Annotated in this window: 25 protein-coding genes; 4 read left to right on the plus strand and 21 right to left on the minus strand. The window is 66.2% G+C overall.

The window, feature by feature from the left end; genetic code table 11:
• Window positions 1-28: 28 nt before the first annotated feature.
• The 7 genes from PARJ55_RS23990 to PARJ55_RS24320 form a co-directional block, all read right to left on the minus strand.
• Complete coding sequence (locus PARJ55_RS23990; protein WP_156929485.1) at window positions 29-286, minus strand: hypothetical protein; 258 nt, start codon at window positions 284-286, stop codon at window positions 29-31.
• Window positions 273-761, minus strand: a complete 489-nt coding sequence (locus PARJ55_RS23995) for a hypothetical protein (protein ID WP_156929486.1) — start codon at window positions 759-761, stop codon at window positions 273-275. Before PARJ55_RS23995 ends, PARJ55_RS23990 begins: the two co-directional genes overlap by 14 nt.
• Window positions 758-1,060, minus strand: coding sequence for a hypothetical protein (locus PARJ55_RS24000; RefSeq protein ID WP_156929487.1), 303 nt, complete (start codon window positions 1,058-1,060; stop codon window positions 758-760). The genes PARJ55_RS23995 and PARJ55_RS24000 overlap by 4 nt, the downstream gene beginning before the upstream one ends.
• Entirely contained in the window at window positions 1,057-1,479 is a 423-nt protein-coding gene (locus tag PARJ55_RS24005) for a hypothetical protein (RefSeq protein WP_156929488.1), read from the minus strand. The genes PARJ55_RS24000 and PARJ55_RS24005 overlap by 4 nt, the downstream gene beginning before the upstream one ends.
• Before the next feature lie 219 nt (window positions 1,480-1,698).
• The gene (locus tag PARJ55_RS24010; protein WP_156929489.1) at window positions 1,699-2,463 is read right to left on the minus strand and encodes a hypothetical protein; all 765 of its coding nucleotides are present in this window, start codon (window positions 2,461-2,463) and stop codon (window positions 1,699-1,701) included.
• Between the two features lie 118 nt (window positions 2,464-2,581).
• The gene (locus PARJ55_RS0113405; RefSeq protein ID WP_028713505.1) at window positions 2,582-3,223 is read right to left on the minus strand and encodes a recombinase family protein; all 642 of its coding nucleotides are present in this window, start codon (window positions 3,221-3,223) and stop codon (window positions 2,582-2,584) included.
• A 340-nt stretch (window positions 3,224-3,563) separates the two neighbouring features.
• On the minus strand, window positions 3,564-3,980 hold the full coding sequence (locus PARJ55_RS24320) for a hypothetical protein (protein WP_198019361.1): 417 nt from the start codon (window positions 3,978-3,980) through the stop codon (window positions 3,564-3,566).
• A gap of 6 nt (window positions 3,981-3,986) precedes the next feature.
• Here PARJ55_RS24320 and PARJ55_RS22115 point away from each other — a divergent pair, with 6 nt between their 5' ends.
• Window positions 3,987-4,493 (plus strand): LysE family translocator, encoded by a 507-nt coding sequence (locus tag PARJ55_RS22115; protein ID WP_051416275.1) that lies wholly within the window; start codon window positions 3,987-3,989, stop codon window positions 4,491-4,493.
• A gap of 81 nt (window positions 4,494-4,574) precedes the next feature.
• Here PARJ55_RS22115 and PARJ55_RS0113420 read toward each other — a convergent pair whose 3' ends face one another.
• The 5 genes from PARJ55_RS0113420 to PARJ55_RS0113440 form a co-directional block, all read right to left on the minus strand.
• Entirely contained in the window at window positions 4,575-5,630 is a 1,056-nt protein-coding gene (locus tag PARJ55_RS0113420) for an ABC transporter ATP-binding protein (RefSeq protein WP_028713507.1), read from the minus strand.
• Window positions 5,627-6,409 carry an ABC transporter permease gene (locus PARJ55_RS0113425; RefSeq protein ID WP_028713508.1) on the minus strand — a complete coding sequence of 261 codons (783 nt, stop codon included), beginning with the start codon at window positions 6,407-6,409 and terminating at the stop codon, window positions 5,627-5,629. The genes PARJ55_RS0113420 and PARJ55_RS0113425 overlap by 4 nt, the downstream gene beginning before the upstream one ends.
• A complete protein-coding gene (locus PARJ55_RS0113430) occupies window positions 6,406-7,254 on the minus strand; it encodes an ABC transporter permease subunit (protein ID WP_028713509.1) in 849 nt (282 codons plus the stop codon). Before PARJ55_RS0113430 ends, PARJ55_RS0113425 begins: the two co-directional genes overlap by 4 nt.
• A gap of 52 nt (window positions 7,255-7,306) precedes the next feature.
• Window positions 7,307-8,413 (minus strand): ABC transporter substrate-binding protein, encoded by a 1,107-nt coding sequence (locus PARJ55_RS0113435; RefSeq protein ID WP_028713510.1) that lies wholly within the window; start codon window positions 8,411-8,413, stop codon window positions 7,307-7,309.
• Between the two features lie 145 nt (window positions 8,414-8,558).
• Complete coding sequence (locus PARJ55_RS0113440; RefSeq protein ID WP_028713511.1) at window positions 8,559-9,398, minus strand: 2-keto-4-pentenoate hydratase; 840 nt, start codon at window positions 9,396-9,398, stop codon at window positions 8,559-8,561.
• Window positions 9,399-9,554: 156 nt separating this feature from the next.
• Here PARJ55_RS0113440 and mutS point away from each other — a divergent pair, with 156 nt between their 5' ends.
• The gene (gene mutS, locus PARJ55_RS0113445; protein WP_028713512.1) at window positions 9,555-12,191 is read left to right on the plus strand and encodes a DNA mismatch repair protein MutS; all 2,637 of its coding nucleotides are present in this window, start codon (window positions 9,555-9,557) and stop codon (window positions 12,189-12,191) included.
• Here the strand turns inward: mutS and PARJ55_RS0113450 are convergent.
• The 7 genes from PARJ55_RS0113450 to PARJ55_RS0113480 form a co-directional block, all read right to left on the minus strand.
• On the minus strand, window positions 12,180-13,544 hold the full coding sequence (locus PARJ55_RS0113450; RefSeq protein WP_028713513.1) for a glycosyltransferase 61 family protein: 1,365 nt from the start codon (window positions 13,542-13,544) through the stop codon (window positions 12,180-12,182). The genes mutS and PARJ55_RS0113450 overlap by 12 nt on opposite strands.
• 34 nt (window positions 13,545-13,578) lie before the next feature.
• Window positions 13,579-14,304 carry a proteasome-type protease gene (locus PARJ55_RS0113455; RefSeq protein ID WP_028713514.1) on the minus strand — a complete coding sequence of 242 codons (726 nt, stop codon included), beginning with the start codon at window positions 14,302-14,304 and terminating at the stop codon, window positions 13,579-13,581.
• A 64-nt stretch (window positions 14,305-14,368) separates the two neighbouring features.
• Window positions 14,369-15,175: a transglutaminase family protein gene (locus tag PARJ55_RS0113460; RefSeq protein ID WP_028713515.1), complete on the minus strand. Its 807-nt coding sequence runs from the start codon at window positions 15,173-15,175 to the stop codon at window positions 14,369-14,371.
• Window positions 15,176-15,185: 10 nt separating this feature from the next.
• Window positions 15,186-16,145, minus strand: a complete 960-nt coding sequence (locus tag PARJ55_RS0113465) for an alpha-E domain-containing protein (protein WP_028713516.1) — start codon at window positions 16,143-16,145, stop codon at window positions 15,186-15,188.
• Window positions 16,146-16,159: 14 nt separating this feature from the next.
• Window positions 16,160-17,572: a circularly permuted type 2 ATP-grasp protein gene (locus PARJ55_RS0113470; RefSeq protein WP_028713517.1), complete on the minus strand. Its 1,413-nt coding sequence runs from the start codon at window positions 17,570-17,572 to the stop codon at window positions 16,160-16,162.
• A 222-nt stretch (window positions 17,573-17,794) separates the two neighbouring features.
• Window positions 17,795-20,146 (minus strand): M10 family metallopeptidase, encoded by a 2,352-nt coding sequence (locus tag PARJ55_RS24830; RefSeq protein WP_084637865.1) that lies wholly within the window; start codon window positions 20,144-20,146, stop codon window positions 17,795-17,797.
• 19 nt (window positions 20,147-20,165) lie between these two features.
• Entirely contained in the window at window positions 20,166-20,549 is a 384-nt protein-coding gene (locus tag PARJ55_RS0113480) for a hypothetical protein (protein WP_028713518.1), read from the minus strand.
• Between the two features lie 248 nt (window positions 20,550-20,797).
• On the opposite strand from PARJ55_RS0113480, the gene PARJ55_RS0113485 reads away from it, so the two are divergent.
• Together PARJ55_RS0113485 and PARJ55_RS0113490 are read left to right on the plus strand one after the other, a co-directional pair.
• Window positions 20,798-21,145 carry an STAS domain-containing protein gene (locus PARJ55_RS0113485; RefSeq protein WP_028713519.1) on the plus strand — a complete coding sequence of 116 codons (348 nt, stop codon included), beginning with the start codon at window positions 20,798-20,800 and terminating at the stop codon, window positions 21,143-21,145.
• Window positions 21,142-21,711 carry an ATP-binding protein gene (locus PARJ55_RS0113490; protein ID WP_028713520.1) on the plus strand — a complete coding sequence of 190 codons (570 nt, stop codon included), beginning with the start codon at window positions 21,142-21,144 and terminating at the stop codon, window positions 21,709-21,711. Before PARJ55_RS0113485 ends, PARJ55_RS0113490 begins: the two co-directional genes overlap by 4 nt.
• Before the next feature lie 6 nt (window positions 21,712-21,717).
• Here the strand turns inward: PARJ55_RS0113490 and hspQ are convergent, their stop codons facing one another.
• Both hspQ and PARJ55_RS0113500 read right to left on the minus strand, forming a co-directional pair.
• Window positions 21,718-22,050 (minus strand): heat shock protein HspQ, encoded by a 333-nt coding sequence (hspQ, locus tag PARJ55_RS0113495; RefSeq protein ID WP_028713521.1) that lies wholly within the window; start codon window positions 22,048-22,050, stop codon window positions 21,718-21,720.
• Window positions 22,051-22,682: 632 nt separating this feature from the next.
• Window positions 22,683-24,311: a Na/Pi cotransporter family protein gene (locus tag PARJ55_RS0113500; RefSeq protein ID WP_028713522.1), complete on the minus strand. Its 1,629-nt coding sequence runs from the start codon at window positions 24,309-24,311 to the stop codon at window positions 22,683-22,685.
• Window positions 24,312-24,353: the final 42 nt, after the last annotated feature.

The following is a 24,353-nucleotide window of genomic DNA, read 5'->3' on the forward strand; positions in this document are numbered from 1 at the left end:
GCCCGTGCGTCAATGTGATCCTGACGGCTCATAGGAGGCGCTGTAACCCTTGCCGGTCGTGGCGAACCCGAGTCCAGCGCAGCCGCAGGGACGGCAAGGCATCTTCGATATCCGCCACCGTGTGATCGAATCCTTGCGCGGCTAGAATCTCGGACACGCGGGCGGCTAATTGCGCCTCCGAACGATGCTGCCCGTTATGCGACCATTGCTCATGAACAGGGCGGAAATGCCAAGATTCGTTATACAAAGCTTCATGGGTGCGGTTGCCGATTTCAACATGCGTCATCTGAATATCCCTTCAACATTGCTAGAATATCTGGATTGTCTTTCAACACGGCTAAAGTATGCTGCGCCATAGAACCGGGCGGTTGCAAATCGTGCTGAATAAACGCGGCGACGTTATCCGCGAACCGTTGCGCATTGGACAATGCATTTCCGACCAAGAAAGCGGACAGATCACCGTCAAAAATTACCGCAAGTTTTAACAAGCCTGCCGCGTTGACAACCAATCTTTCTCCGTCATGGCTGGGCTGGGCTTGAAGCGGCTCTAACCCGTGTTGGAAATGGATTGAGTTATAGCAAGGCCATGTCCCGGATGCTGGCCGAACCTTGCGCCAATTAGGCATTGGCCCAGCAGCCAAAATGAAACTATCCCGGTGATCCAGAACCAAAACGAGATGCGGCTGCATGATCTGAATGGGGTGATAGTCCATGCTCAAGACAGTCTTAGGATCGTGAAATGCAGTGACATGAAGTTTCATTTCCGCAACCCTTTGAATCGATCACGTTTAACAATTGAGCGGTTTAGCGCCTCGCACTCATTCACATACGCAGCTTGAATGTCGTCAAGGGTCATGCCGTCCTGGACATTAATATAGCCCAGCAAAGCCTCTCCGTTCATCGTGGCAACGTATCGGTTAATAGGAGCAGCAATCGCGCGATAAGCTTTGATCGCTTCCTTCACTTTAGCCGGCTGGTCCGCCAATGGATCGGAAGGGATGGATGCTCGAATGGAATCCACCGCCCGCCGCACAAGGTCCAACTTTTTACCGATGTTCATACCGAGGAATCCTTTAGCAAAGCGTTCAACTCATCAAGCCTTCTCTCCAATTCTTCGATTTTTTCGATGCTGGAAAGCCGCTGTAGCGCAAGGCTTAATTTTGCAGCTTCTTCGACGTTCAGCGAACCGTCCGCAATATCGTTCGCAATACTCTCCGGGTCAGTTCCAGAAAGTTCAATAAGCCGGGAATTCTTTCCGACAATCTTTTCGATGATAAACTTTGCCGCATCCAAATCACCCGCCGCAAGTCTGTCGCGGAGAACTTGCATTGCATCGCCCTTTAATGTCGCAAGTTCCTTTAAGGTGCTGACCGCAAAACGATTCTTTGATCCTTTGGGCCGACCGGGGTTGCCCTTTTGAAACCCCTTCTGACCGGGGACAGCATATGACGTTGATAAACATTGATTATCTTCGGTCATCCCACCCACCTTATTTGAATTCCTTGAGCGGCCAGCCACGCCGCAACATCTTTCGTTCTAGTGAATAACTGCCTGCCCTCGCGCCTGTGTGGTCGAGGAAAGCCATGGTTTGACCTCCAATGCCAAAGAACGGCCCGGCTGATATCTAGAGCCGCGCAGATTTCCGAGCCATGCATTTCGGGCTTGAGCGGCAATTCAATGATTGCCGCCCTTTCCGGCTTAAGCAAGAATTTCATCCAGAATCTCTTGATCGGTTTTTCCAGTAATCAACCCACTGAAGCTAATCATTCGTCGAATTGTGGATGCGGCAAGATCGACGGCTTCAAGTTTTTTGGACCGATTTTCAAGCAAAGCCCGCGCCTCTTTCTCTGCGGCAACATCGTCAATACCTATAGCAGCGAGATTTTCCAAGGTAGGCTTAAGCTTAAATTCCGGCGACATGTGGGTGAGTTTGATCACATTAAGCAGCCGAAACCGCTCTTGAGCGATGTTATAGAGATGATCACTTAAGCCCGAAACAATCGCTGGCGCGTCCATGATTGCCGCGAGAGTCCTATAGTCTGCGCCAGCGATTAGAGAGGCTTGTTGTTCGACAGATGAATCGCGCAGGAGCGCGCGAGTTTCCGCACGAACCGAAATTTCCAAAGCCCCGATTGTGTCTGGCGCTTTATTGTATTTGTCGAGTTCTTTTGTGACTTCAACCCTTACGCGAATTGCGCCATTCAGGACATTCCGCATTGGGGTTTTCATAATTCGCTGCCACGCTGCGAACATCCGATCATTTCTTTCGGTGCCAATATAACGTTTCCCGGCTTGTTCAGCAGCTTCACTAAAAGAAGGAATCGCGTCAATGATCTCATTGACGCCGGGAATATAAGTTACTTCGGCTAGGGAAATGAGAAAATTGGCCGTATCAGTTCCAACGCATGCAGTCGTCAGGCGACCTTCGGCAGAAATTTGATCGGTGATAGTAAATTTGTCCATGGTATGCCCCCTGTGGCTAGGTATGTAAAAGTATAGAGGGCAGGCTTTACAAAAATACAATTAGAGATTTCGCGGGCGTTATACCGGGTGAGATTTTGTTATCTTCACGATCTCGTTATCACATTCCCCAGCGATCCAGAGCGGCCCGGCATTTCTCCGGTTCGGTCTTGAACCTGTGGACGGTTTGGCGGCTCAACCCAAGCACAGCGGCAGTTGCAGCGACACTTGCGCCAGCGTCCAGCGACATGCGGCCTGCCTCGAACGCGGCGCGGCTGTAGGAGGGTTTGCGGCCCCGATATGCCTGTTCGCCCCGTGTGGCCTTGGCATGGGCTATACCGGCCCTCTGCGCCTCTCTGGTGGCCTCTGCCTGCGCGGATGCCATACCGGCCATGAATGACAGCAACGCCCCCTGACTGCCTTGCCGCACCGGGTCTGTGGTCGCCCCGTCAAAGGTCAGCTTGTTGATGACGGTGTGAACCGTCACGCCCCGGCGCATGAATTCCTGCACAGTATCCCGCACGTCCAGATAGTCGCGACCTAGCCGGTCGAGCCAACGGACCACCAGCACGTCACCGGCCCGCAGCATGTCGAACAGCCGCCGCCCGCCCTCACGCTCGGCAAGCCGGGTCGAGACGCCCGATGCGCCATGATCCGCCACCACATGGTCAATGCGGAAACCTACCGCCTCGGCTTGGGTGCGCTGATGGTCAAGGGTCTGCTCTGTGGTCGAGACGCGGGCATATAGAATCGTTTGGCTCATGGGGCGAATCCGTCCGTTAGGGTGTTGACCGTTGATAAGTGTCCGTATGGACGAAATCAATCTATACGGACGCATTCGCAGCCATGATCAGAACCGACCACATGGGTATACCCTAACCGACATATTTGAGGGCGCGACACGTGCGACACGTCCCCTATTGCCTACAGACAAATGTATCTGGGCTTATATATATTCTCTTAGGCTATGGAGGAGGTGTCGCACGTGTCGCGCTGTCCGATAGGTCCATATGGACAGATAATTATCGGCGGCAACTGTGGTCGAAGAATCAAAAATCCCCACCGGAGCGGCAGGGATTCAAGATCGTTCATCTTGGCGAGGATCAGCGCGGCGGCATGGCTCCGGGCATCGTGCCGGGTTGCGCACCGCCCATAGCGAACCGCGCCGCTGCATCGGTCGCCTCCGCCAGCCAGTGCGCCGGGTTGATGGCAATGTCGCCCTCTGCTGTCTTGCCGTCCGTGATGATAAAGCGCGTCTTGTCCCGACCTAGCCGTTCGGTGACGATCAGCCCGGCCTTGGCCGCGATACGGTAAAGCACCTTCTCCCCGAAACCCTTGCCGGGCATCTTGCGGTCGATGAACTGCACGAGGTCCGCGCCGCGCGCCACCGGGCCGGGCCATGTGTCCCTGAACTCGGCTAGATGAAGGTCAAGGTCCGTCGCCAGTTCCTGCAACACGCGGGTGCGCGCGGCGTTCTCAATGCTCACGTCGCCATAGTTGAAGCCGGTCAGGTCGAGCATTTCGAGATGCGCCCGCACCGCCGCGATGAACTCGGGCTTGCGGAGCGTGTCATACAGCCAACAGCGAGTGGTATCTCAACTGCGCTCACGGCTTACGCTGGGGCCATTTTTGCCCTCAAGATCGCTGGTGGCCTATATCTGCTCTATCTGGCGTGGAAATCCGCGCGTTCGGCGTTGGCGGGTAAGGCTGGTCAGACGGCTTTAATCCCGCTGGCGGGGAAGCGGGCACTCTATCGCAAGGGCATGGTGCTTCATCTATCCAATCCGAAGGCTGTGCTGGGATGGATCGCGATCATGTCCATAGGGCTGCGTCCTGATGCGCCGTCCTACACGATCCCGATCATGATGACGGGTTGTGCTGTGTTGGCGATGATCGTCAATGTTGGCTATGCCCTGATCTTCTCGACCCCCATCATGGGACGCGCCTACCAAAGAGCGCGCCGCTGGATAGAGGGGATGCTAGCAGCAATCTTCGGGTATGCGGGCATCCGCCTGCTACTCTCAAGGCCGTAGATTCGCCGCCATACGGAATGTCTGCAACGTCCCGCAAAGCGGACGCCTGCCGTCAGGCACCACAATGCCGTGCCCCGTAAGTCAAAAGTTGCTGGCATCGGACATGGCGGCAAGCACCAGCCAGCCAGCCGGGGCGGCGGCCAGCCGCACCTGCTCGCCCGGTTGCGGCAGGCCGGCGCCGGGCTCGTTGAAGCGGTCCAGCACCACCTCGCGACCCGCCACCCGCGCCCGCAGCCGTTGGACGGACCCGAGGAATTCGACGCCGGCGATCTCGGCCGGGATGCCCTCGGGCGCGATGCGCAGGCTTTCCGGCCGCGCCGCGAGCGTGATGCGCCCGGTGGGCAGCGGGCGGTCCAGCGCGATCTCGGCCCCCTCGACGCGGACAAGGCCGCGGGCGGCGTCCAGCACCTCGGCCTCGAACCGGTTCAGCGTGCCGACGAATCCGGCGACGAAATCGGTGGCGGGCTGGTTGTAGATCTGCGCGGGCGTGCCGGTCTGGTCGGCGACGCCCTTGTGCATGACCACGATGCGGTCGGAAATCGACAGCGCCTCCTCCTGGTCATGGGTGACGAAGATGGTGGTGATGGCCAGCTGCTGCTGGATCTCGCGGATCTGGTTGCGCAGAGAGACGCGGATCTTGGCGTCCAGCGCCGACAGCGGCTCGTCCAGCAGCAGCACGCGCGGCCGCGGCGCCAGCGCCCGGGCCAGCGCCACCCGCTGCTGCTGGCCGCCCGACAGCTGCCAGGGATAGCGCCCGCCCAGGTCCGGCAGGCCGATCAGCGCCAGCATCTCGGCCACGCGGCCGGCACGCTCGGCCCGCGCGATGCCGGCGACCTTCAGGCCGAAGCCGACATTCTCGGCCACGGTCAGGTTCGGGAACAGCGCATAGGACTGGAACACCATGCCGATGCGGCGCTGATTCGGCCGCGACCGGGTCACGTCCTGGCCGTCGATGGTGATGCGACCCGCCGTCGGCGTCTCGAACCCCGCGACCATGCGCAGCACCGTGGTCTTGCCACAGCCGGACGGCCCCAGGAAGGACACGAACTCGCCCTTTTCCACCGACAGGTCGAAGTCGTGGACGACGCGGGTCGGGCCGAAGGATTTCTGCAGGTGGTCGAGGGTCAGGAAGCTCATGTCGGTTGAATCCGTGTGCCGAACAGGCGGGAGATCAGCTGCATCACCCCCATGCAGCCCCAGGTGACGGCGAAGGCGATCACCGCCAGCGCCGCCGGCTCATAGGCACGGTTGGCGCCCAGCAGCTGCATGTAGGGCCCGAAGGCCGGGCGGTTCAGCAGCGCCGCCATGGTGAATTCGCCGATGACGATGGCGAAGGACAGGAAGGCGCCCGACATCACCGCGCCCAGCACGTTGGGCAGGATCAGCCGGCCGATGATCCGCACCCAGCCGGCGCCCAGCGATTGCGCGGCCTCGGTCAGGCTGCGCACGTCCAGCGTGGAAAGCCCGGTATCCACCGCGCGATACATATAGGGCAGCGCCAGCGTGGCATAGCCGCACAAGAGCAGCAGGTTGGTGCCGGATGCGGTGCCGGTCAGCGGCAGGATCGAGCTGGTATTGTAAAGCCGGATATAGCCGAAGACCACGACGATGGCGGGAATGACCAGCGGCAGCAGGGTGATGAACTCGATCACCGGGCGCAGCCGCGGCAGGCGCAGCCGCACCCAATAGGCGGTCGGCACCACGATCAGCACCCCCAGCACGATGGTCAGCAGCGCCATGACCACCGAATAGCTGAAGGTCTGCCGGAAGGCCGCGTCCGACAGCACCGAGCGATAGGCGTCCAGCGAATATTCCCCGCGCCGCATCCGCAGCGAGAACTCGATGGTGCCGATCAGCGGCAGCAGGAAATACAGCCCGCCGACGATCAGCGCCGCCCAGGACCAGACCCGTTTCATCGCATCCACCTTTCAGCGCGGGTGCGCATGACGACATAGGCGAGGTTCGCCAGGCCGGTGACAACGATCATGCCGAAGGCCATGGCATAGCCCAGATGCGGGTCCTGCAGCACGTCGCCGCGGATCTGCGCGAACAGCATGATCGGCACGATGGACAACGACGAGCCGGTCAGCGCATAGGCCGTCGCCACCGCCCCGAAACTGTTGGCAAACAGCAGCGCGAAGGTGCCCAAGAGCGACGGGAACAGGATCGGCAGCGCCACCATGCGCCAGTATTGCCCCGTGCTGGCGCCCAGCACCTCTGCCGCCTCGCGCCATTCGCGCTTCAACCCCTCCAGCGCCGGGGTGATGATCAGGATCATCAGCGGGATCTGGAAGAACAGATAGGTCAGCGTCAGGCCCCAGAACGACAGCAGGTTGAAGCCCATGGCATAGATGTTGATGCCGAACCATTGCCGCAGCAGCATCGTGACCAGCCCCACCCGCCCCAGCGTGGCGATGAAGGCGAAGGCCAGCGGCACCCCGGCGAAGTTCGAGGCGACGCCGGAAAAGGTCATCAGCGGCCCCTTGATCCAGCGCGGCACGCCGCCCATGACCACCGCCGCCGCCATGGCAAAGCCGATCAGGCAGCCCAAAAGCGCCGAGGCCAGCGAGATCTTGATCGAGATGGCAAAGCTCGACACGATCCGCGGCGAGGCCAGCCCAGCCAGATTGGCCAGCGTGAACTCTCCCTGCGGGTTCTGGAAGGCGCCGATGACGATGTTCATCGTCGGCAGCACCAGAAACAGCAGGGCAAAGGCGAAAAAGGGCACGACGCCCAGCCAGTTCCAGCCGATCTGTCTCATTCCGCCTCGCCCGTTCCGGGGGGCCCCGCCAGCCGGGCGGGGCCGCCGCGCCTTATTCCTGAACCGCCGCGCCGACGACGCTGTCCCAGCCCTCGGTCACGACCTTCTTGTTGGCCTCCTGCTGCTCCAGCGTCGGGAAGATCGCCTTTTCATAGGCCGAGGCCTCGGGCAGCGCGTCCAGCAGCTCCTGCGGGACCTTGCCGTTCTGGACGAGGTCGTTGAAGCGGATCGGGTGGCAATAGCCTTTCAGCCAGCCCAGCTGGCCCTCGTCCGAGTAAAGATATTCCATCCACAGCTTGGCCGCGTTCGGATGCGGCGCATAGGCCGAGATCGCCTGCACATAGACGCCCGCGACCACGCCGTCCTCGGGGATGATCACCTCGACCGGCGGATTGCCGTTCAGGCTGTCGCGCCAGCTGAGCAGGTTGTAGTCCCAGGCGGTGACGATCGGCGTCGCGCCCTGGGCGATGGTCGCCGACTTGCCGATAACCGGGACGAAATTGCCGGCCTTGTGCACCTCGGCCATCAGCTCCATGCCCTTCTGGCCGGATGCCTCGCCCGGCTCGCCGCCATTGGCGATGCCTGCCGCCATGACCGAGATGATCGCCTGGGCCGAGGCGCGCGGATCGCCGGCCAGCGCGAAGGCATTGGCATATTCCGGCTTGGTCAGGTCCTTCCAGCTTTTCGGCGCCTCGTCGATCAGGTCGGTGTTCACGCCAAAGGCCATCACGCCGTAATAATCGCCATACCAATAGCCCTCGGCATCCTTGGCGTCGTCGGGGATCGTGTCCCAGGTGGCGACCTTGTAGGGCTGGATCAGCCCTTCGGCCTTGGCCTGCGGACCGAAGGACAGGCCCACGTCGATCACATCGGGCGCCTGCGGGCCCTTGTTGTCCCTGTTGGCGCGGATCGCCTCCAGCTCGTCGGCCGAGCCGGCATCGGGGTTCAGCTCGTTGACCCTGATTTCCGGGTATTTGGCCTTGAAGCCGGCGATCACCTCGCCATAGCCGCACCAGTCATGCGGCAGCGCGATGGTGGTCAGCATGCCCTCGGCCTTGGCCGCCTCCTCGAGCGCCGCCAGGTCCTGCGCCGAGGCGGCCCCCGCGGTCGCCAGCAGCGTCACGGCGGCCAGCCCCGCCGCGGTCGATTGAATGGTCATTGGTCAACTCCGTTCCAGAACGCGCCCCATAGGCGGCTGGCTGCCACCTAGCGGCCCCCCGTGACAGTCTTGCGACACAAGACCCCTGTTGGCAAAGGTTTTTTCCCGCGCTGACCTGGGGGAAGCCTGCGGTCCCGGCGCGGGCTCAGGGCACCAGCACCAGCCCGACCTTCATGGACTTGCCGCCGATGCGGTAATCGGCCTCGACCCGGTGGCCCGGCAGCGCCGGATGCAGCTTGCCCAGCGAGCCCAGCGAGATGACCGAGCCCGGCTTCAACTCGTAGCGGCCCTGCTCGACCAGCCACAGCACCACGTCCAGCGGATGCCCCAGCAGCATCTCGCCCGAGCCGGTGCCGACGCTCTTGCCGTCCATCTTCAGGTTCACCGTCAGCGCCTCCAGATCGGCGACCGGATCGCGCAGGTCAGAGATCGGGATGCCCCGTCCCAGCACGCCGCGCCAGGGCATCACGCCATAGGCGACCATCAGCGGCCCGGTCGGCACCACGTCCTTTTGCAGCGCCAGGTCGGGCAGTTCGATAAAGGGGCGCACGTCCTTCAGCGCCGCCGCCACCTCTTCGCGGGTCCGGGCCTGCATGATCGCGGAACTGCCCACCGTCACCACCAGATCGGCCTCGAAAAACGGCTCGCGGCTGCCCTTGAGGCTGAGCCGGCTGCCGTCCGGCACCAGCATCGGCGCAAACAGCGCGCCGGCCACCGGCTCGGTCACGCCGAACCGTTCCTGCGCCGGTTTCGAGGTGAAGCCGACCTTCACCCCCACCGGCGCGCCCAGCTCGGCCTCCAGCACGCTGCGGAAACTGGCATAGGCGCAGGCCCCGTCCTCGACCGTGCGCACCAGCGGGTCGGGCAGGCGCTGGCCGGCGATCCAGCCGCGCGCGGCATTCTGCATCAATGAGACGTCCGGGCAGGCCGCCACGGCCACGCCCGCGAACGGCAGCAGGATTGCCCCCAGAATCAACGATTTCATCGCCCGGCCTCACGAATGCATTCCCGGCCGACGATGCCGCAACACGGGACCGCTGTCACCGGGATTCTTGCGCCCCTGCGGCAACTTGGCCGCATGCTGTTTGCATCGGCCCGCGCATCCCCTAGAAGAACGGGACCGCAGGCGACAAGGCTGGACATGAGCGATCAACCCACCCCGATGATGGCGCAGTATCTCGCGATCCGCGAGGCCAATCCCGGCGCGCTGCTGTTCTATCGCATGGGCGATTTCTACGAGATGTTCTTCGAGGACGCGGTCGCCGCAGCCGCCGCGCTGGACATCGCGCTGACCAAGCGCGGCACGCATCTGGGCGAACCGATCCCGATGTGCGGCGTGCCGGTCCATGCGGCTGAAAGCTATCTGCTGACGCTGATCCGCAAGGGGTTCCGCGTCGCCATCGCCGAGCAGATGGAGGACCCGGCCGAGGCCAGGAAGCGCGGCTCGAAATCGGTCGTGGCCCGCGACGTGGTGCGGCTGGTGACGCCCGGCACGCTGACCGAGGAATCGCTCTTGGAGGCGCGGCGGCACAATTTCCTGGCCAGCTTCGCCACGGTGCGCGAGGATTCGGCGCTGGCCTGGGTCGACATCTCGACCGGCGCCTTCCGCGTCATGCCCTGCCCGCCGGCACGGCTGGCCCCCGAACTCGCCCGCCACGCCCCGCGCGAATTGCTGGCCGCCGAGGGCGCGCAGCTGGACGAGATCGCCGCCGAGGCCGGCGCGGCCCTGACCGAACTGCCCGCCGGCAGCTTCGACAGCAGCGCCGCCACGCGCCGGCTTTGCGCGCTGTTCTCGGTCGAGACGCTGGACGGTTTCGGCCAGTTTTCCCGCGCCGAACTCGCCGCCATGGGCGCCATCGCCGATTACCTGGAGCTGACGCAGAAGGGCCGGATGCCGCTGATCCGCCCGCCGGTGCGCGAGGCGCTTGGCGGCGCCATGCAGATCGACGCCGCCACCCGCCGCAACCTGGAATTGACGCAGGCGCTGTCGGGCGGGCGCGAGGGCTCGCTGCTCTCCGCCATCGACCGCACGGTGACGGCGGGCGGCGCGCGCCTGCTGGAGCGCCGCATCAGCGCCCCCTCGCGCGACCTGGCCGAGATCCATGCCCGGCAGGCCGCCGTCGCGCATCTGGTGGACGACCCGCGCCTGACCGCCGACCTGCGCGAGGCGCTGGCGCGCGCGCCCGACATGGACCGGGCGCTGTCGCGGCTGGCGCTGGAGCGGGGCGGGCCGCGCGACCTGGCCGCGATCCGCGCCGGGCTGACGCAGGGCGCGGCCATCGCCGCCATGCTGGGCGATGACGAGATCGCCGTGCTGGCCGAGGCGGCGCGCGACCTGACCGGGCATGATGCGCTGATCGACCTCTTGGACGAGGCGCTGGTGGCCGAGCCGCCCTTGCTGGCCCGCGACGGCGGCTTCGTCGCGCCCGGCTATGACGAGGACCTGGACGAAACCCGCCGGTTGCGCGACGAGGGCCGCGGCGTCATCGCCCGGATGCAGGCCGATTACATCGCCGAGACCGGAGTGCAGAGCCTGAAGATCAAGCATAACAATGTCTTGGGCTACTTTATCGAGACCACCTCGACCCATGCCGAGAAGATGCTGGCCCCGCCGCTGAACGAGCGTTTCATCCACCGCCAGACCACCGCGAACCAGATCCGCTTCACCACCGTGGAACTGTCGGAACTGGAAACCCGCATCCTCAACGCCCGCGACCGGGCGCTGGAGATCGAGCGCGAGATCTTTGCCCGCCTGACCCGCGCGGTGCTGGACCGCGCCGGCCCCATCGGCCAGGCGGCCCGCGCGCTGGCGGAAATCGACCTCACCGCGGCCTTCGCCGACCTCGCCTCGGGCGAGGGCTGGGTGCGCCCCGAGGTCGATGCCAGCCGCGCCTTCGTGATCGAGGGCGGCCGGCATCCGGTGGTGGAACGCGCGCTCAAGCGCAAGGGCGAGGCTTTCGTCGCCAACGACTGCGCCCTGACCGAGGGCGAGACCCCCGCGATCTGGCTGCTGACCGGCCCGAACATGGCGGGCAAATCGACCTTTCTGCGCCAGAACGCGCTGATCGCCGTGCTGGCCCAGGCCGGGGGTTTCGTCCCCGCCCGCCGCGCTCATGTCGGCATTGTCAGCCAGCTTTTCAGCCGCGTCGGCGCGGCGGACGACCTGGCGCGCGGCCGGTCCACCTTCATGGTCGAGATGGTCGAGACGGCGGCGATCCTGAACCAGGCCGACGACCACGCGCTGGTGATCCTGGACGAGATCGGCCGCGGCACCGCGACTTGGGACGGGCTTTCCATCGCCTGGGCGGTGATGGAGCATCTGCACGGCAAGAACCGCTGCCGGGCGCTGTTCGCCACCCATTACCACGAGATGACCAGCCTGTCGGCCCGCCTGCCCGGCGTCGAGAACGCCACCGTCGCCGTGCGCGAATGGGAGGGCGAGGTGATCTTCCTGCACGAGGTTCGCAAAGGCGCCGCCGACCGTTCCTATGGCGTGCAGGTGGCGCGGCTGGCGGGGCTGCCGCCCTCGGTGGTGGATCGCGCCCGCGACATCCTGCACCAGCTGGAAAGCGGCGAGCGACAGGGCACCGGCAAACCCGCCGCGATGCTGGACGACCTGCCGCTGTTCCGCGCCGCCCCGGCGCCCGCACCGGCGACCATGGCGAAACCCTCGGCGGTCGAGGAGCGGCTGCGCGGCCTGAACCCCGACACGATCAGCGCCCGCGAGGCGCTGGACCTGGTCTACGAGCTGCGCGGCCTGCTGGAGTCAGACGGCTGAAGCCTGGGCCGGCAGGCCAGCCAGCGCATCATCCACCAGCGCCAGGATGCGCCGCGTCGCCCGCTTGCCGATGTGGATGCCCATATGCCCTTCGGACATCGGCGGCACCTCGCCGGCGCGGGACACGCCGGCGATATCGGCAAAGACCGTGTCGTAGCGGCAACGCGAAACATGGGCGCAAGGCAGGAAATCGCCCCATCTGTGCATCTGGGTCTGGCGGGTGCCGATCTCGATGACTAGGGCGCCGGGCTTGGCATAGGTCATATTGGCCAGGCCCGCGCCATGCGGCGCCACCAGGATATCGGCGGCCTGCATCTGGGCGATCTGCTCCAGCGGCGACAGATGCTCGAAGGCCACGCAATGAAAGCCGCGTTCGCCCAGGCCCGCCATCCGCCGGGCCTGGCCGGACAGGCCGCGCAGACGCGCGGCGCCGCCTTCGTCGCGGCCCATCCAGACCAGCCGGGGCATCTTCTCGACCAGCTTGCGCGGCACCCGCCGCAGCGCATGTTCGCGCAACAGCCGCAGGCTGCTGTCATAGGAGGCCATGGCGACGGCCTTGCGATAGGGCGCCTCGGAGCGAAGGGTGTTCCAGCGCGGATCGACGCCGGGCTGGTTGACGGCCGCTTGCACGCGGGGATCCTCGACCTGGTAAAGATAATGCTGGTGGCTGTAGAGCGCCCGCACCCGGTCATAGCGGCAAGCCGAGCTGACGAACCGCACGCGCGGCGCCGAGCGGGGAAAGACCGCCTCGATGAAGCCCGTCAGGAAGCCGCGCAGATTGTCCTGCGGCAGGTGCAGATTGATCGGCTGATCGCCGTCGTCCTGGACGAAGGACGCCAGGCAACCCAGGGTCTCGGTGGTGAAGTGATAATAGTTGAAACCGTTCTTCAGCTCGATGGCGACCGGCAGGTCGGCGGCGCGGTCCTTCCAGACCGGCAGGGGCAGCGCCGCCTCTTTCCGGCCGCGGCGGAATGCGCTGACCAGCCGGCCCTGCCGCCACTCCTCGGTGTTCTGCTGGTCGAACTTGTTGCGCATCCGGTTGCCGGCGGCCCCGTTCAGCCAGATGCGCCCGTCGATCATCCCGAAGGCGTTGCAGAACTGCGCATTCTCCAGCACCACGGGCGAGGCGTTGATTTCCATGACCGTGGTCAGCAGCCGGCGCTCCTGCCTTTCGATGGCGGAGCGCTGCATGTCGCGGACCGTCGGCTCGTCGCTTTCCGCGAACAGGCGCACGGCGGCGCCCTCCACCTGGCGCAGCACCCAGCCGGGGCGCGGCGCCAGATAGGACATGCCGGGGTGGATGCCGGGGAAATGGAACACCGCCATGGGCGGGCGCTGAAGTTCGACGGACATGGAAAACCCTCGGGGATGCGACGGATATGCGGCGCTAGATCGTGACCTTGACGAAGCTGTCGCGCAGCGCGGCGGACCAGGCGGCGGACATGGCCATGAAGGCCGGGTCGCCCTCGTCGATGCGGCGCTTGTGGCTGACCCGGCAGTCGTCCCTGCGAATCACCGCCAGGTCCAGCGGCATGCCCACCGACAGGTTCGAGCGCAGCGTCGAATCCATCGACAAGAGCACCGCCTTCTGCGCATCGGCCAGCGAGGTGTCGGGGCGCACCACCCGGTCGAGGATCGGCTTGCCGTATTTGTGCTCGCCGATCTGCAGGAAGGGGGTGTCCTCGGTCGCCTCGATGAAATTGCCCTCGGGATAGATCAGGAACAGCCGCATCTCGCCGCCCGCGCGTTGGCCGCCGACGATCATGCTGGCGCTGGCCTGCTGGTTCAGGTCGCGGCACTGCTCGACGATCTCGCGCCGGGTGCGGCTCAGCGTCCGGCCGATGATCGTCGCCACCTGCAGCATGCTGGGCGCGCGCAGGATCGAGGTCTCCTCATCGGCATCGGGCAGGTCGACGGCCTCTTGCAGCCGCGCGATGGTGGTCTGGGTCAGGGACAGGCTGCCGGCGGTCAGGACGGCGACGACCCGCTCGCCCGGCTGCTCGAAGAAGAACATCTTGCGATAGGTCGAGATATTGTCCAGCCCGGCATTGGTCCGGGTGTCCGAGAGCAGAACCAGCCCCTCGTTGAGCTTCAAGCCGACGCAATAGGTCATGTCCGTTCCATGGCACGCATTCCCCCGAGGGATACGACCGCCCCGCGCCCGGCGCAACAGGGGGTTACTGTTCCATTTCCTCGACCTGCACCCGCACGTCCAGGCTTTCCCGGCCCGAGCCGAAGGTGGTGCCGCGCACCGGCGCGGCGTCCTGCGCATCCAGCCCCGAGCCCAACCGGACATAGCGGTCGTCCGGACAGCAGGCATTGGCGGCGTCGAAGCCGACCCAGCCCAGGGTGCCGACATGGATCTCGGCCCAGGCATGGGCGGCGTCATGCGGCTCGCCCCCGGCATTGGAATGCAGATAGCCCGAGACATAGCGCGCCGGCAGGCCGCGTTCGCGGGCGCAGGCGATCAGCGCATGGGCATGGTCCTGGCAGACCCCCTGCCCCAGCGCCAGCGCCTCGGCGGCGGTGGTATGCGCCTCGGTCACGCCCGGCTCGTAGGCGATGGCACGCGACACCGCCGCGGCCAGCCGGTGCGCGAGGTCCAGCCCGTCCTCGCCCTGTTCGCAACCGGCCAGCTCGCGCAGCGCCGCATCAAGCCGGGTCGCCGGCGTCGGGCGCAGATAGACCAGCGGATTCACCGTCTCGCGATGGCCGCGCAGCACGCCGGCGGTGTCGCGGGTCTCGACCTGGCCGGCGATCGAGACCACGACCTCCTGCACCGGCCCGCGCACGGTCCAGCCCTCGATCCAGTCGCCGGCGCCGTCGCGGAAGGCGACGCCGCGCTGGCCGCCGCTGACCGAAATCGTCCAGTCCGCCACCCGCTGCCCCTCGTGGACCGAGGGCGTCAGCCGCAGGCTCTGCACCAGTCCCTGCGCCGGCGGGTCGTAGAAATAGCTGGTCTCGTGGGTGATCTTCAGCCGCATCGTCCGCCCCCTACATCCGTCCGCTCAGGTAATCGTCATGCACGGCGTTCGAGATGCTGGCCAGCTCGTTGATGAACCAGGACAGGAATTCGTGCAGCCCCTCGTCGAAGATCGCCTCGATGTCGCGGGCCATCAGCTGCTCCAGCGTCTGATGCGCCCGGGCCGAGGCGCTGGCCGGCACATCGGCGCCATAGCGGCGCACCAGCCCGTCCAGATGCCAGACCGCCTCGTAAAGCGAGGTCAGCAGCGAACGCGGGCTTTCGCCGTTCAGGATCAGGAAATCCGCGACCTTGCTGGCCGTCACCTCGCCGCCATAGGCCCAGTGGAAGGCCCGATGCGCCGAAAGCGCGCGCAGGATCACCTGCCACTGGTAATTGTCGAGGCCCGAGCCGACGAACTCGACCCGCGGCAGCAGCACGAAATACTTCACGTCCAGCAGCCGGGCGGTGGCGTCGGCGCGCTCCAGCGAATAGCCCAGGTTGATGAAATGCCAGCCGTCGTTGCGCAATTGCGTGGCGTTCATGGCGCCGCGCACGGTCGAGCCGTGCCGGGTGGTGAAATCGGTCAGCAGCGCGGTGTCGAGCTGGCCGCGCGGCCGGCGCTGCAGCGCCCGCAGCTCCTGATAGGCGGTGTTCAGCGCGTCCCAGACCTGGCTGGTCAGCGCCGTGCGCACGATCCGCCCGCCCTCGCGCGCCCTTTCGATGCAGGAGGCGACCGAGGACGGATTGGCGTGGTCGAAGAACAGCCAGCTTTCGATATTCTCCTGCGTGATCTCGTCGCCGTAATGCCCGGCAAAGGCGGCCTGCGCCCCCGAAGCGCGCAGAAGCGATTCCCATTCGTTGCGATAGCCCTCGGCGGTGTTCGGCAGCAGGGTGATGCGCGCGCCCACGTCCAGCAGGCGGGCGGCGGTTTCGGCGCGTTCCAGGTGACGGCCCATCCAGAACAGGTTGGCGGCGGTGCGGCTGAGCATGGCTGGCCCCTTTCCTATTCCGACAGGACCCAGGTGTCCTTGACACCCCCGCCCTGCGACGAGTTCACCACCAGCGAGCCCTCGCGCAGCGCCACGCGGGTCAGCCCGCCCGGCACCAGCTCGACCCGGTCGCCGCAAAGGCAGAAGGGGCGCAGGTCGACATGGCGCGGCGCCACCCCCTCCTCCACGAAGGTCGGGCTGGTGGACAGCGCCAGCGTCGGCTGGGCGATGTAATTGCCGGGATCGGCCTTGATGCGCTCGGCGAAGGAGGCGATCTCGGCCTGGCTGGCGCAGGGGCCGATCAGCATGCCGTAGCCGCCCGAGCCATGCACCTCCTTGACCACCAGGTCCTTCAGGTTGGCCATGACGTAGCGGTAATCCTCGTCCTTCCACAGCGTCCAGGTCTGGACGTTGCGCAGGATCGGCTCTTCGCCCAGATAGAAGCGGACCATCTCGGGCACGAAGGTATAGACCGCCTTGTCGTCGGCCACCCCTGCCCCCGGCGCCGAGGCGATGGAAACCCCGCCCGAGCGATAGACATCCATCAGCCCCGGCACGCCCAGCATGGAATCGCGCCGGAAGCACAGCGGGTCAAGGAAGGGGTCGTCGATGCGGCGATAGATCACGTCCACCCGCTTCGGCCCCTGCGTGGTGCGCATGTAGACGAAACCGCCATCGACGAACAGGTCGCTGCCCTCGACCAGCTCCACCCCCATCAGGTTGGCAAGGAAACTGTGCTCGTAATAGGCGCTGTTGTAATGGCCCGGCGTCAGGATCACCACGGTCGGCGTGCCCTCGCATTTCGCCGGCGCCACCGAGGCGAGCGTGCGGCGCAGCAGTTCGGGATACTGGTCCACCGGCTCGATGCGGTTGTTGCGGAACAGCGCCGGGAACATGCGCATCATGATCTCGCGGTTTTCCAGCATGTAGCTGACGCCCGAGGGGGTGCGGCAATTGTCCTCGAGCACGTAGAACTCGTCCCGGCCGGTGCGCACGATGTCGATGCCGACGATATGCGAGAACACCCCGCGCGGCGGCACGAAGCCGACCACCGCCTTTGCATAGGCATCGTTCTGATAGACCAGCCGCGCCGGGATGCGGCCGGCGCGCACGATCTCGCCCCGGCCGTAGACGTCGCGCAGGAAGGCGTTCAGCGCCCGCGCCCGCTGCTTGATGCCGCGTTCCAGCCGCCGCCATTCGCTTTGCAGGAACACCCGCGGCATCATGTCGAAGGGGATCAGCCGGTCCGGGTCGCCGCCCTCGCCATAGACCGCGAAGGTGATGCCGATGCGGCGAAACAGCGCCTCGGCCTCGGCCTGCTTCATCTGGCGGATCTCGGCGGGCATGGTCTCGATCCAGTCCGAGAGCATGGCATAGGGCTCGCGCACCCGGCCGCCATCGACCATTTCATTGTAATAGATCGTCATCACTGCAACCCTCACCTCTGGCCCCGATCTTCGCATCTGGACCGGCGCTGTCCACAGCGCCGCGCCCTGCGGGCAAAAGGAAATCCGGGTTTGACGAGGCCGGGGCGCTTTCTGCCCGCAGAATAGGCAAAGGACCGGCCGCACCCTCCGCGACAACGGCGAATCGCGGGAAAAGCCTGGCAAAAGGGCCGCGATGCCCTTGCCCGTTGCGCGGGCAGCGGTTCAGACGATGATCAGGTCGTCCTGCAGCGCGGCGATATTGGCGAAGCCGTTCAGCATCAGCACATTGCCATTGCCGAAGTCGAAGACGGTATTGCCGTCCACGGCCCGGGCATATTGCAGCACCTGCGCCACGCTGCGCGTCCCGCCGCCCCAAAGCGCGTCGTCGATGCGCAGCGTGTCGATATTGTCCTGAAAATCGCGCACCACGTCCCGCCCGCCGTGAAAGGCGAAGTGATCGGCCCCCGCACCGCCCAGCAGCGTGTCGTTGCCATAGCCGCCGATCAGCAGGTCGGCCCCGGCGCCGCCTTCCAGCCAGTCATGGCCGTTGCCGCCGTCCAGCGTGTCATTGCCGCCCAGGCCCAGCAGCGTGTCGTTGCCCTGAAAGCCGCTCAGCCGGTTGGCATGGGCATTGCCGGTGATCCGGTTCGCCAGCGCATTGCCGCCGCCGTTCTGCGCCGCGCCCGAAATCAGCACCAGGTTTTCCAGATTGGCGCCCAGCTGCAGGCTCGCGGTCGAGCGCACCACGTCGATGCCCGCCCCCGCCGCCTCGACGATCCGGTCCAGGCCGTCGGTGACATAGGTGTCGTTGCCAGGCCCGCCCTCCAGCAGGTCGGCCCCGGCGCCGCCGTCCAGCCAGTCATTGCCGTTGCCGCCCACCAGCGTGTCGTTGCCGCCCAGCCCCAGCAGCGTGTCGAACCCCTGCAGCCCGCTCAGCCGGTTGGCATGGGCATTGCCGGTGATCCGGTTCGCCAGCCCGTTACCGGTGCCGTTCTGCGCCGCGTCCGAAATCAGCACCAGGTTTTCCAGATTGGCACCCAGCTGCAGGCTCGCATGCGACCGCACCGTGTCGATGCCGGCATCCGCCGCCTCGACGATGCGGTCGGCCGCATCCACGACATAGGTGTCGTTGCCGCGGCCGCCTTCCAGCAGATCGGCGCCGCCCTGGCCGTTCAGCGTGTCGTTTCCGTCATTGCCGCGCAGCGTGTCATTGCCCGGCCCGCCGCGCAGCAGGTTGTTGGTCCAGTTGCCGATCACCACGTCGTTGCCGCGCCCGGCCTGCACGTTCTCGATCAGCGTGCCCGGCGCGATCGAGATGTTGCCGACCAGCCCATAGGCGTTCGAGACCGTTCCCGGTGCCAGCGAGATGCGCTGATTATGCGTATCGGTGGCCAGGTCCAGCATGTCCACGCCGCCCTGGTCGAAGATGGCGAAGGTGATGTCGTCGCGCGTGCTGGCATTGCGCAGCAGGCCCGCGATGGTGGCATAGCTGGGACCGGCGTTGGTGGTTTCGCCATAGGTGTTGTTGCCGGTGCGGATGCCCGAGACGCCGTAAAGCCGCTGCATCGCCAGGATGTCGGCCATCATCGCCGAGACGGCATAGGCATAGCTGGCATTCACCGAGCTGTTCTGGCGCTGGTCGAAATAGGACATGACCGAGGCCTGCCAGCTGTCGTTCAGATAGTGGTTGTCCACGCCATAGGTGGCACCGCCGTTGTAATTGCCGGCATGGCCCAGTCCCAGGGCGTGGCCGATCTCGTGGATATAGGTCTGGTAGCTATAGGTGTTGTAGCCGGTGCCGTAGCTGCTCAGCCAGTCCAGCCCCACATTCACCTCCGAGCTGATGATCCTGCCGCCGCTGATGATCGACGAGGACCAGGCCCCCGGCTGGTTGTCGTCGAAGGTGATGTGGATGGCGGCGTTCGGGCCGGGGTTGCGGTTGAAGGTCAGGCCGGTCGCCTGCTCCCATGCCGACAGCGCCATGCTGGCCAGCTGCCGCCCCGCCGGGGTCAGGCCGGACAGGTCGACGTTCAGGACCCCGCCCGGGCCCGGCTCGAACGCCCGGCGTGCACCGCCGCTGGCCTGCCAGTAGCCGTCGGTCAGCTGCTGGGCGATCTCGGCCATGGTGAAGTTGCGCAGCGGCGCGACCGCGGCGACCCCCAGGCTGTAGGCGCCGCTATAGGCGCCGGCATAGCTGCCCGCCTCAAGGTAATAGGTGGCCGGGGCGGCCACGTTCAGCACCAGCCGCGAGTTCAGCCCGTTGCCGTCGTCGTTCTGGGCGATCAGCGCACCGTTGCCGTTCATCACCCGCAGATAGGGGTCGTGAACCCCGGCCGCGCCCCGCGAATCCAGCGTGATGACATAGCTGCCCGGCTGCAGCTGCACCCGCACCCAGTCCCGGTCGCCCGCGCCCAGCACGCCGTTGAACGTGTCGCCCACGCTCATCGCATAGCCGGTGGCGGTCGAGGCCGGGGCATCGCTGCCTTCGACCCGAAGGGCGCGCTGCGGCTCTTTGCCGCGCAGCGACGGGCCTGCAAGGCCGGTTGCGGCGGGGTTCCAGAAGGCAGGCGTCATGGGAATTCCTTGTGCAGAATCAGTTGCGGAAGGGGTGCGGCAGCGCCGTTTCCAGCAGCGACCGGGCCAGCGCGCGGATCGAGCTGTCGGGGATCGAGGCGCGGTCCGTCACCGAGAGCTCGACCTCTTCGCCCTCGTGCCGGCCGGCGCCGTCCTCGACCGTCAGCCTTGCCCGCAGAAGACCGGGGCGCGGGCTTTGCGCGTCCAGGACCAGGCGCAGCGAAGCCCCGGCCCCAGAGATCCGGTGCCCGGACTGGCGCAGCGCCTGGTCGAGCGCGGCGCAAAGCCGCGCCGCCTCGGCATCCTCCCCCGCGGGACAGGTCAGCGCCACCGGCCCGGCCAGGGGGGCGCCGGTCATGGCGCAGGCCGCAAGCAAGGCCGCGGGCAGCAGGGCAAGGCGCATGGGGTCATTCTTCATCCGGAAGCCGTCGGCAATCCCCCGACCCTAGCCCGCGCCGCAAAGCGCATCAACGTGCTCCGAGGCGGGCTTTCGGCCGTCTGGCGGGAATGCGGCGGGAATGCGGCGGAAATTTCCTGAAAATCCCGCGCACTTTCGCCGCCGGGCGGGCGGAAATCCGCGCGATGCTTACCGCCCGGTAAGGATTGCGTCCTAGAAAGGGGGCAGAACAGATGGGAATACCGGAAACGAACATGCAACTGACATTGCTGCCCCAGCCGGACGGGCTGACGATCCGCGTCGATGAACGCCGCCTCGACGCCGCCATTGCCACCGCATTCAAGGACCGCGTGCGCAGCATGATCTCGGTCGGCGGGCCGCAGGTGACGCTGGATCTGGGCGGGGTCGAATTCATGGACAGCTCCGGCCTGGGCGCGGTCATCGCGATCTTCAAGGCCATGCCCGCGGGACGGCAGCTGACGCTGACCGGGCTGACGCCCAGCGTCGAGCGGGTGTTTCGCCTGACCAGGATGGACACGGTGCTGACCATCCGCAAGGCTTCCGACATGCCCGCCGCCCGAGAGGAGAGACCCGAAAGATGAGCGCCTTGCCGGACCGGGCCGAAAAACGGCTGCGCCAGCCCCCGCCGGGGCGGCGGCCCATGTTCCACCGCATCTTCCGCGCCGATCCCGCCACCGTGCGCGCCGCGCTGCTGTTCCTGCGCGAGCGGTTCGACGGCACCGCCGGCGAGGAGGTGATCGCCAAGCTCGAACTCGCGCTGGCCGAGGTGCTGAACAACATCTGCGAACACGGCACCCGCAACGAGGCGATGCGCCTTGGCGGCCGGTCCCATGCACCGCTGATCCATCTTTGCGTGGCGCGCCATGTCGGCGGGATCGCCTGCGCGGTGACCGATGACGGCCGGCCGCTGCCGCCCTCTTGCCTCGATCCGCGCGGCCTGCCCTATAGCGGCCCCGGGCCCCGCGACGCCGAGGCCGTCGTGATGCTGCCCGAAGGCGGGTTCGGCTGGTTCCTGATCCAAGAACTGACCGCCTCGCTCAGCTATTTCCGCGAGGGGCGGCGGAACTTCCTGGCCTTCATCGTCCCGGTGACCGAGCCGCTGCTGCCCGGCAAGCCGAATCCGGCCCCGGCGACGCCTGAGGCCTGAAGCCGTTCAGTTCAGCCCGATCTGCAGGGGATAATGGCCGTCCTGGAATTCGCCGAACATCTCCATCACCTCGGGATGTTCCAGCGGCTCGCCCGAATGGTCCGGCACCAGGTTCTGTTCCGAGACATAGGCGACGTAAAAGGTCGCCTCGGTTTCGGCATAGAGGTGATAGAAGGGCTGGTTGCGGGCCGGGCGCGATTCCTCGGGGATGGATTCGTACCATTCCTCGGTATTGGCGAATTCCGGGTCCACGTCGAAGACCACACCGCGGAACGGATGTTCGCGATGGCGGACCACCTGGCCCAGATTGTATTTCGCGGTCTTGGACGGAATCCGCATCTCACCGTTCCTGTTTGGCGCGGCTCATACAACTCCCGGGCGCCGCTGTCCACCGTCCGGGCGCAGACCGGCGGGACTGTGCGGGTTGCGTGCCGCAGATTCCGCCGCCCGTCCGGCATCCGCAACGCGCATGGCGGCAGGCAGGCGCCCGGAAAAGATTATCGCCATGCAGCTGACGGGCGGGGATGGTCGCGGCGCCGGCTGGAGAGCCGGCTCTTGCGGATCGCCGCACCTTGGCGAAGAAGGCGAGCAGCCCGCGCCACAGGGAAGCGGTTGTCCGGCCGCCCGGGCTGCCGGCTCTTGCGGATTGCCGGCCAAGCGCCCGCGGGCGGAATAGGCAAGCGGCGAAGGCCACGGTCGGCCAGTGGCACGCGCGGCCCCGTCCGATCCACGGCCACGCGCCTGCTCGACGGTCGGGCGAAAGCTTCGCCAAGGCCGACCGCCGCTTGTCTGCCGGGAAAGCGCGGCAGGACCGGACCGCATTCCGCGTCCCTTGCGTGCGCGCATACCCGATCCCGCCGGCGGACTCATCTCTGAGGGCTCGGCCCAGCCTTCCCGCATTCCGCGAAAAGGAACCGACCAGCACCCAGACCGCTGCGCGACTCCTGTCCGAACCCGAGCAAGACGACAGCCTAGCCGGTCTTCAGCCGGCTTTCGATCAGCAGATCGGCCTCGTCCAGGATCGGATGCGCGACCGAGACGATATGCGCGTTCACCCGCTTCAGGTCGCGCAAGATGTCCAGATGCAGCGAAGAGGTCTGCTGGCTGTCGGGCCGCCCCTCGCGCAGCCGCATCAGATGGCGCTGCGAGGACAGGCGTTCCAGGCGCCGGATCTCGACCTTCTCCTCCATCAGCTGGCGCGCCAGTTCGCGGTCGCGGGTCATGAAGACGGTCTGGGCGATGCGCAGGTTCTCGATGGTCATCAGGAACAACCCGTCGAGTTCGCTATAGCCCTCTTCCGAAAAGCGCAGCGACAGCGCCGCCTTCTTGCGGATCTCGGGGCCGAGGCCCTTGTCGATGATGTCGCCGACATGTTCCAGGTTGATGACGTAATCCAGGATGGTGATGGCCTGGCGCCGCTCGGCCTCGCCGGCCTCGCGGCCGAGGCGGGAGAGGAAGCTCTTGACCTCCTGCTGCATGCGGTCCACGCGCTGCTCCAGCACCTCGACCTCGGCCAGCGGCGCGTCATCACCGCGGGCGAAGGCGGTGCGGGCCTGCTGCAGCATCCGCTCGACCACGTCGCCGATGGCCAGCGCGGCGCGGCTGGCGCGGGCCAAGGCGACGGCGGGCGTGTCCAGTGCCGTGCCGTCCAGCAGCTGCGCCTCGATCGGCGGGGGCTGCTCCTCCTCGCGCAGGATCGCGGCGGTCAGACGGGTGACCAGGCCCGAAAAGGGCCAGATCGCCGCCGCCAGCAACAGGTTGAAGGCCAGATGCGCCTCGACCGCCAGCCCGGTCTCGGGCAGCGGCACGGCGGTCAGCAGCTGCGCCGCCCGCCCGGCCAGCGGCAGCACCAGCAGGCAGCCGACGCCGCGCACGACCAGGTTGCCCAAGGCGACGCGGCGGGCGGCGATCCCCTGCCCGGCGGTGGCCAGGACCGGCGGAATCGCCCCGCCCAGATTGGCGCCCAGCACCAGCACCACGGTCAGCGCCGGGTCCATGCCCAGCGACAGCACCAGCATCACCACCGCCAGCGAGGACGAGCACAGCACCGCCAGCCCGGCCGCGAAGGCCAGCGCCACCGGCCAGGCATTGCCCAGCATGGCCAGGAAGGCCGCCATGGCCGCGGAATCCCGCAACGGCTCGGTCGCCTGGCCCAGCAGGGCCAGCGACAGCAGCATCAGCGCAATGCCGATCAGCGCCACCCCGCCCCCCGACCAGCCGCGGCGGTCCTGCCGGCGCAGCACATAGCCGACCAGCAACAGCACCGGCACCAGCGCCTCGATCCCCGAGGCGACGATCCAGGCGGTCAGGGCCGTGCCCAGATTGGCGCCCAGCAGCGCGATCTGCGCCATGCGGGGCCGGATCATGCCGCGATCCACGAAAGAGGCGGTCATCAGCGCCGTCGCGGTCGAGCTTTGCAGCCCCAGCGTCGCCACCAGACCCGAGACGAAGGCCCGCGGCCCGGTGCGCGTGCCGCGCCCCAGCACCATCTTGAGCCTGACCCCGAAGGCGCGCACCATCCCGTCGCGCACCAGCGCCAGCCCGAAGAGCAGCAGCGCCACGGCACCGGCCAGCTGGAACATGACGGACAAGGACTGCACGGCGCTTCACCTCCTGGCGCCGGGCCGGAACGGCGGACGGCG

Source organism: Paracoccus sp. J55 (assembly GCF_000513975.1).
Lineage (GTDB): Bacteria > Pseudomonadota > Alphaproteobacteria > Rhodobacterales > Rhodobacteraceae > Paracoccus.

Coding starts and splice junctions, on each gene's coding strand:
- PARJ55_RS24000 (WP_156929487.1), bottom strand. CDS start 1,060: ATGAACATCGGTAAAAAGTTGGACCTTGTGCGGCGGGCGGTGGATTCC.
- PARJ55_RS0113420 (WP_028713507.1), bottom strand. CDS start 5,630: ATGAGCTTCCTGACCCTCGACCACCTGCAGAAATCCTTCGGCCCGACC.
- PARJ55_RS0113440 (WP_028713511.1), bottom strand. CDS start 9,398: ATGAAATCGTTGATTCTGGGGGCAATCCTGCTGCCGTTCGCGGGCGTG.
- PARJ55_RS23990 (WP_156929485.1), bottom strand. CDS start 286: ATGACGCATGTTGAAATCGGCAACCGCACCCATGAAGCTTTGTATAAC.
- PARJ55_RS0113470 (WP_028713517.1), bottom strand. CDS start 17,572: ATGACGATCTATTACAATGAAATGGTCGATGGCGGCCGGGTGCGCGAG.
- PARJ55_RS0113485 (WP_028713519.1), top strand. CDS start 20,798: ATGCAACTGACATTGCTGCCCCAGCCGGACGGGCTGACGATCCGCGTC.
- PARJ55_RS0113430 (WP_028713509.1), bottom strand. CDS start 7,254: ATGAGACAGATCGGCTGGAACTGGCTGGGCGTCGTGCCCTTTTTCGCC.
- hspQ (WP_028713521.1), bottom strand. CDS start 22,050: ATGCGGATTCCGTCCAAGACCGCGAAATACAATCTGGGCCAGGTGGTC.
- PARJ55_RS0113450 (WP_028713513.1), bottom strand. CDS start 13,544: ATGTCCGTCGAACTTCAGCGCCCGCCCATGGCGGTGTTCCATTTCCCC.
- PARJ55_RS24005 (WP_156929488.1), bottom strand. CDS start 1,479: ATGACCGAAGATAATCAATGTTTATCAACGTCATATGCTGTCCCCGGT.
- mutS (WP_028713512.1), top strand. CDS start 9,555: ATGAGCGATCAACCCACCCCGATGATGGCGCAGTATCTCGCGATCCGC.
- PARJ55_RS0113405 (WP_028713505.1), bottom strand. CDS start 3,223: ATGAGCCAAACGATTCTATATGCCCGCGTCTCGACCACAGAGCAGACC.
- PARJ55_RS0113480 (WP_028713518.1), bottom strand. CDS start 20,549: ATGCGCCTTGCCCTGCTGCCCGCGGCCTTGCTTGCGGCCTGCGCCATG.
- PARJ55_RS0113490 (WP_028713520.1), top strand. CDS start 21,142: ATGAGCGCCTTGCCGGACCGGGCCGAAAAACGGCTGCGCCAGCCCCCG.
- PARJ55_RS0113465 (WP_028713516.1), bottom strand. CDS start 16,145: ATGCTCAGCCGCACCGCCGCCAACCTGTTCTGGATGGGCCGTCACCTG.
- PARJ55_RS0113435 (WP_028713510.1), bottom strand. CDS start 8,413: ATGACCATTCAATCGACCGCGGCGGGGCTGGCCGCCGTGACGCTGCTG.
- PARJ55_RS22115 (WP_051416275.1), top strand. CDS start 3,987: ATGCGCCCGCACCGCCGCGATGAACTCGGGCTTGCGGAGCGTGTCATA.
- PARJ55_RS0113460 (WP_028713515.1), bottom strand. CDS start 15,175: ATGCGGCTGAAGATCACCCACGAGACCAGCTATTTCTACGACCCGCCG.
- PARJ55_RS0113455 (WP_028713514.1), bottom strand. CDS start 14,304: ATGACCTATTGCGTCGGCTTGAAGCTCAACGAGGGGCTGGTTCTGCTC.
- PARJ55_RS24830 (WP_084637865.1), bottom strand. CDS start 20,146: ATGACGCCTGCCTTCTGGAACCCCGCCGCAACCGGCCTTGCAGGCCCG.
- PARJ55_RS24010 (WP_156929489.1), bottom strand. CDS start 2,463: ATGGACAAATTTACTATCACCGATCAAATTTCTGCCGAAGGTCGCCTG.
- PARJ55_RS23995 (WP_156929486.1), bottom strand. CDS start 761: ATGAAACTTCATGTCACTGCATTTCACGATCCTAAGACTGTCTTGAGC.
- PARJ55_RS0113425 (WP_028713508.1), bottom strand. CDS start 6,409: ATGAAACGGGTCTGGTCCTGGGCGGCGCTGATCGTCGGCGGGCTGTAT.
- PARJ55_RS24320 (WP_198019361.1), bottom strand. CDS start 3,980: ATGCTCGACCTGACCGGCTTCAACTATGGCGACGTGAGCATTGAGAAC.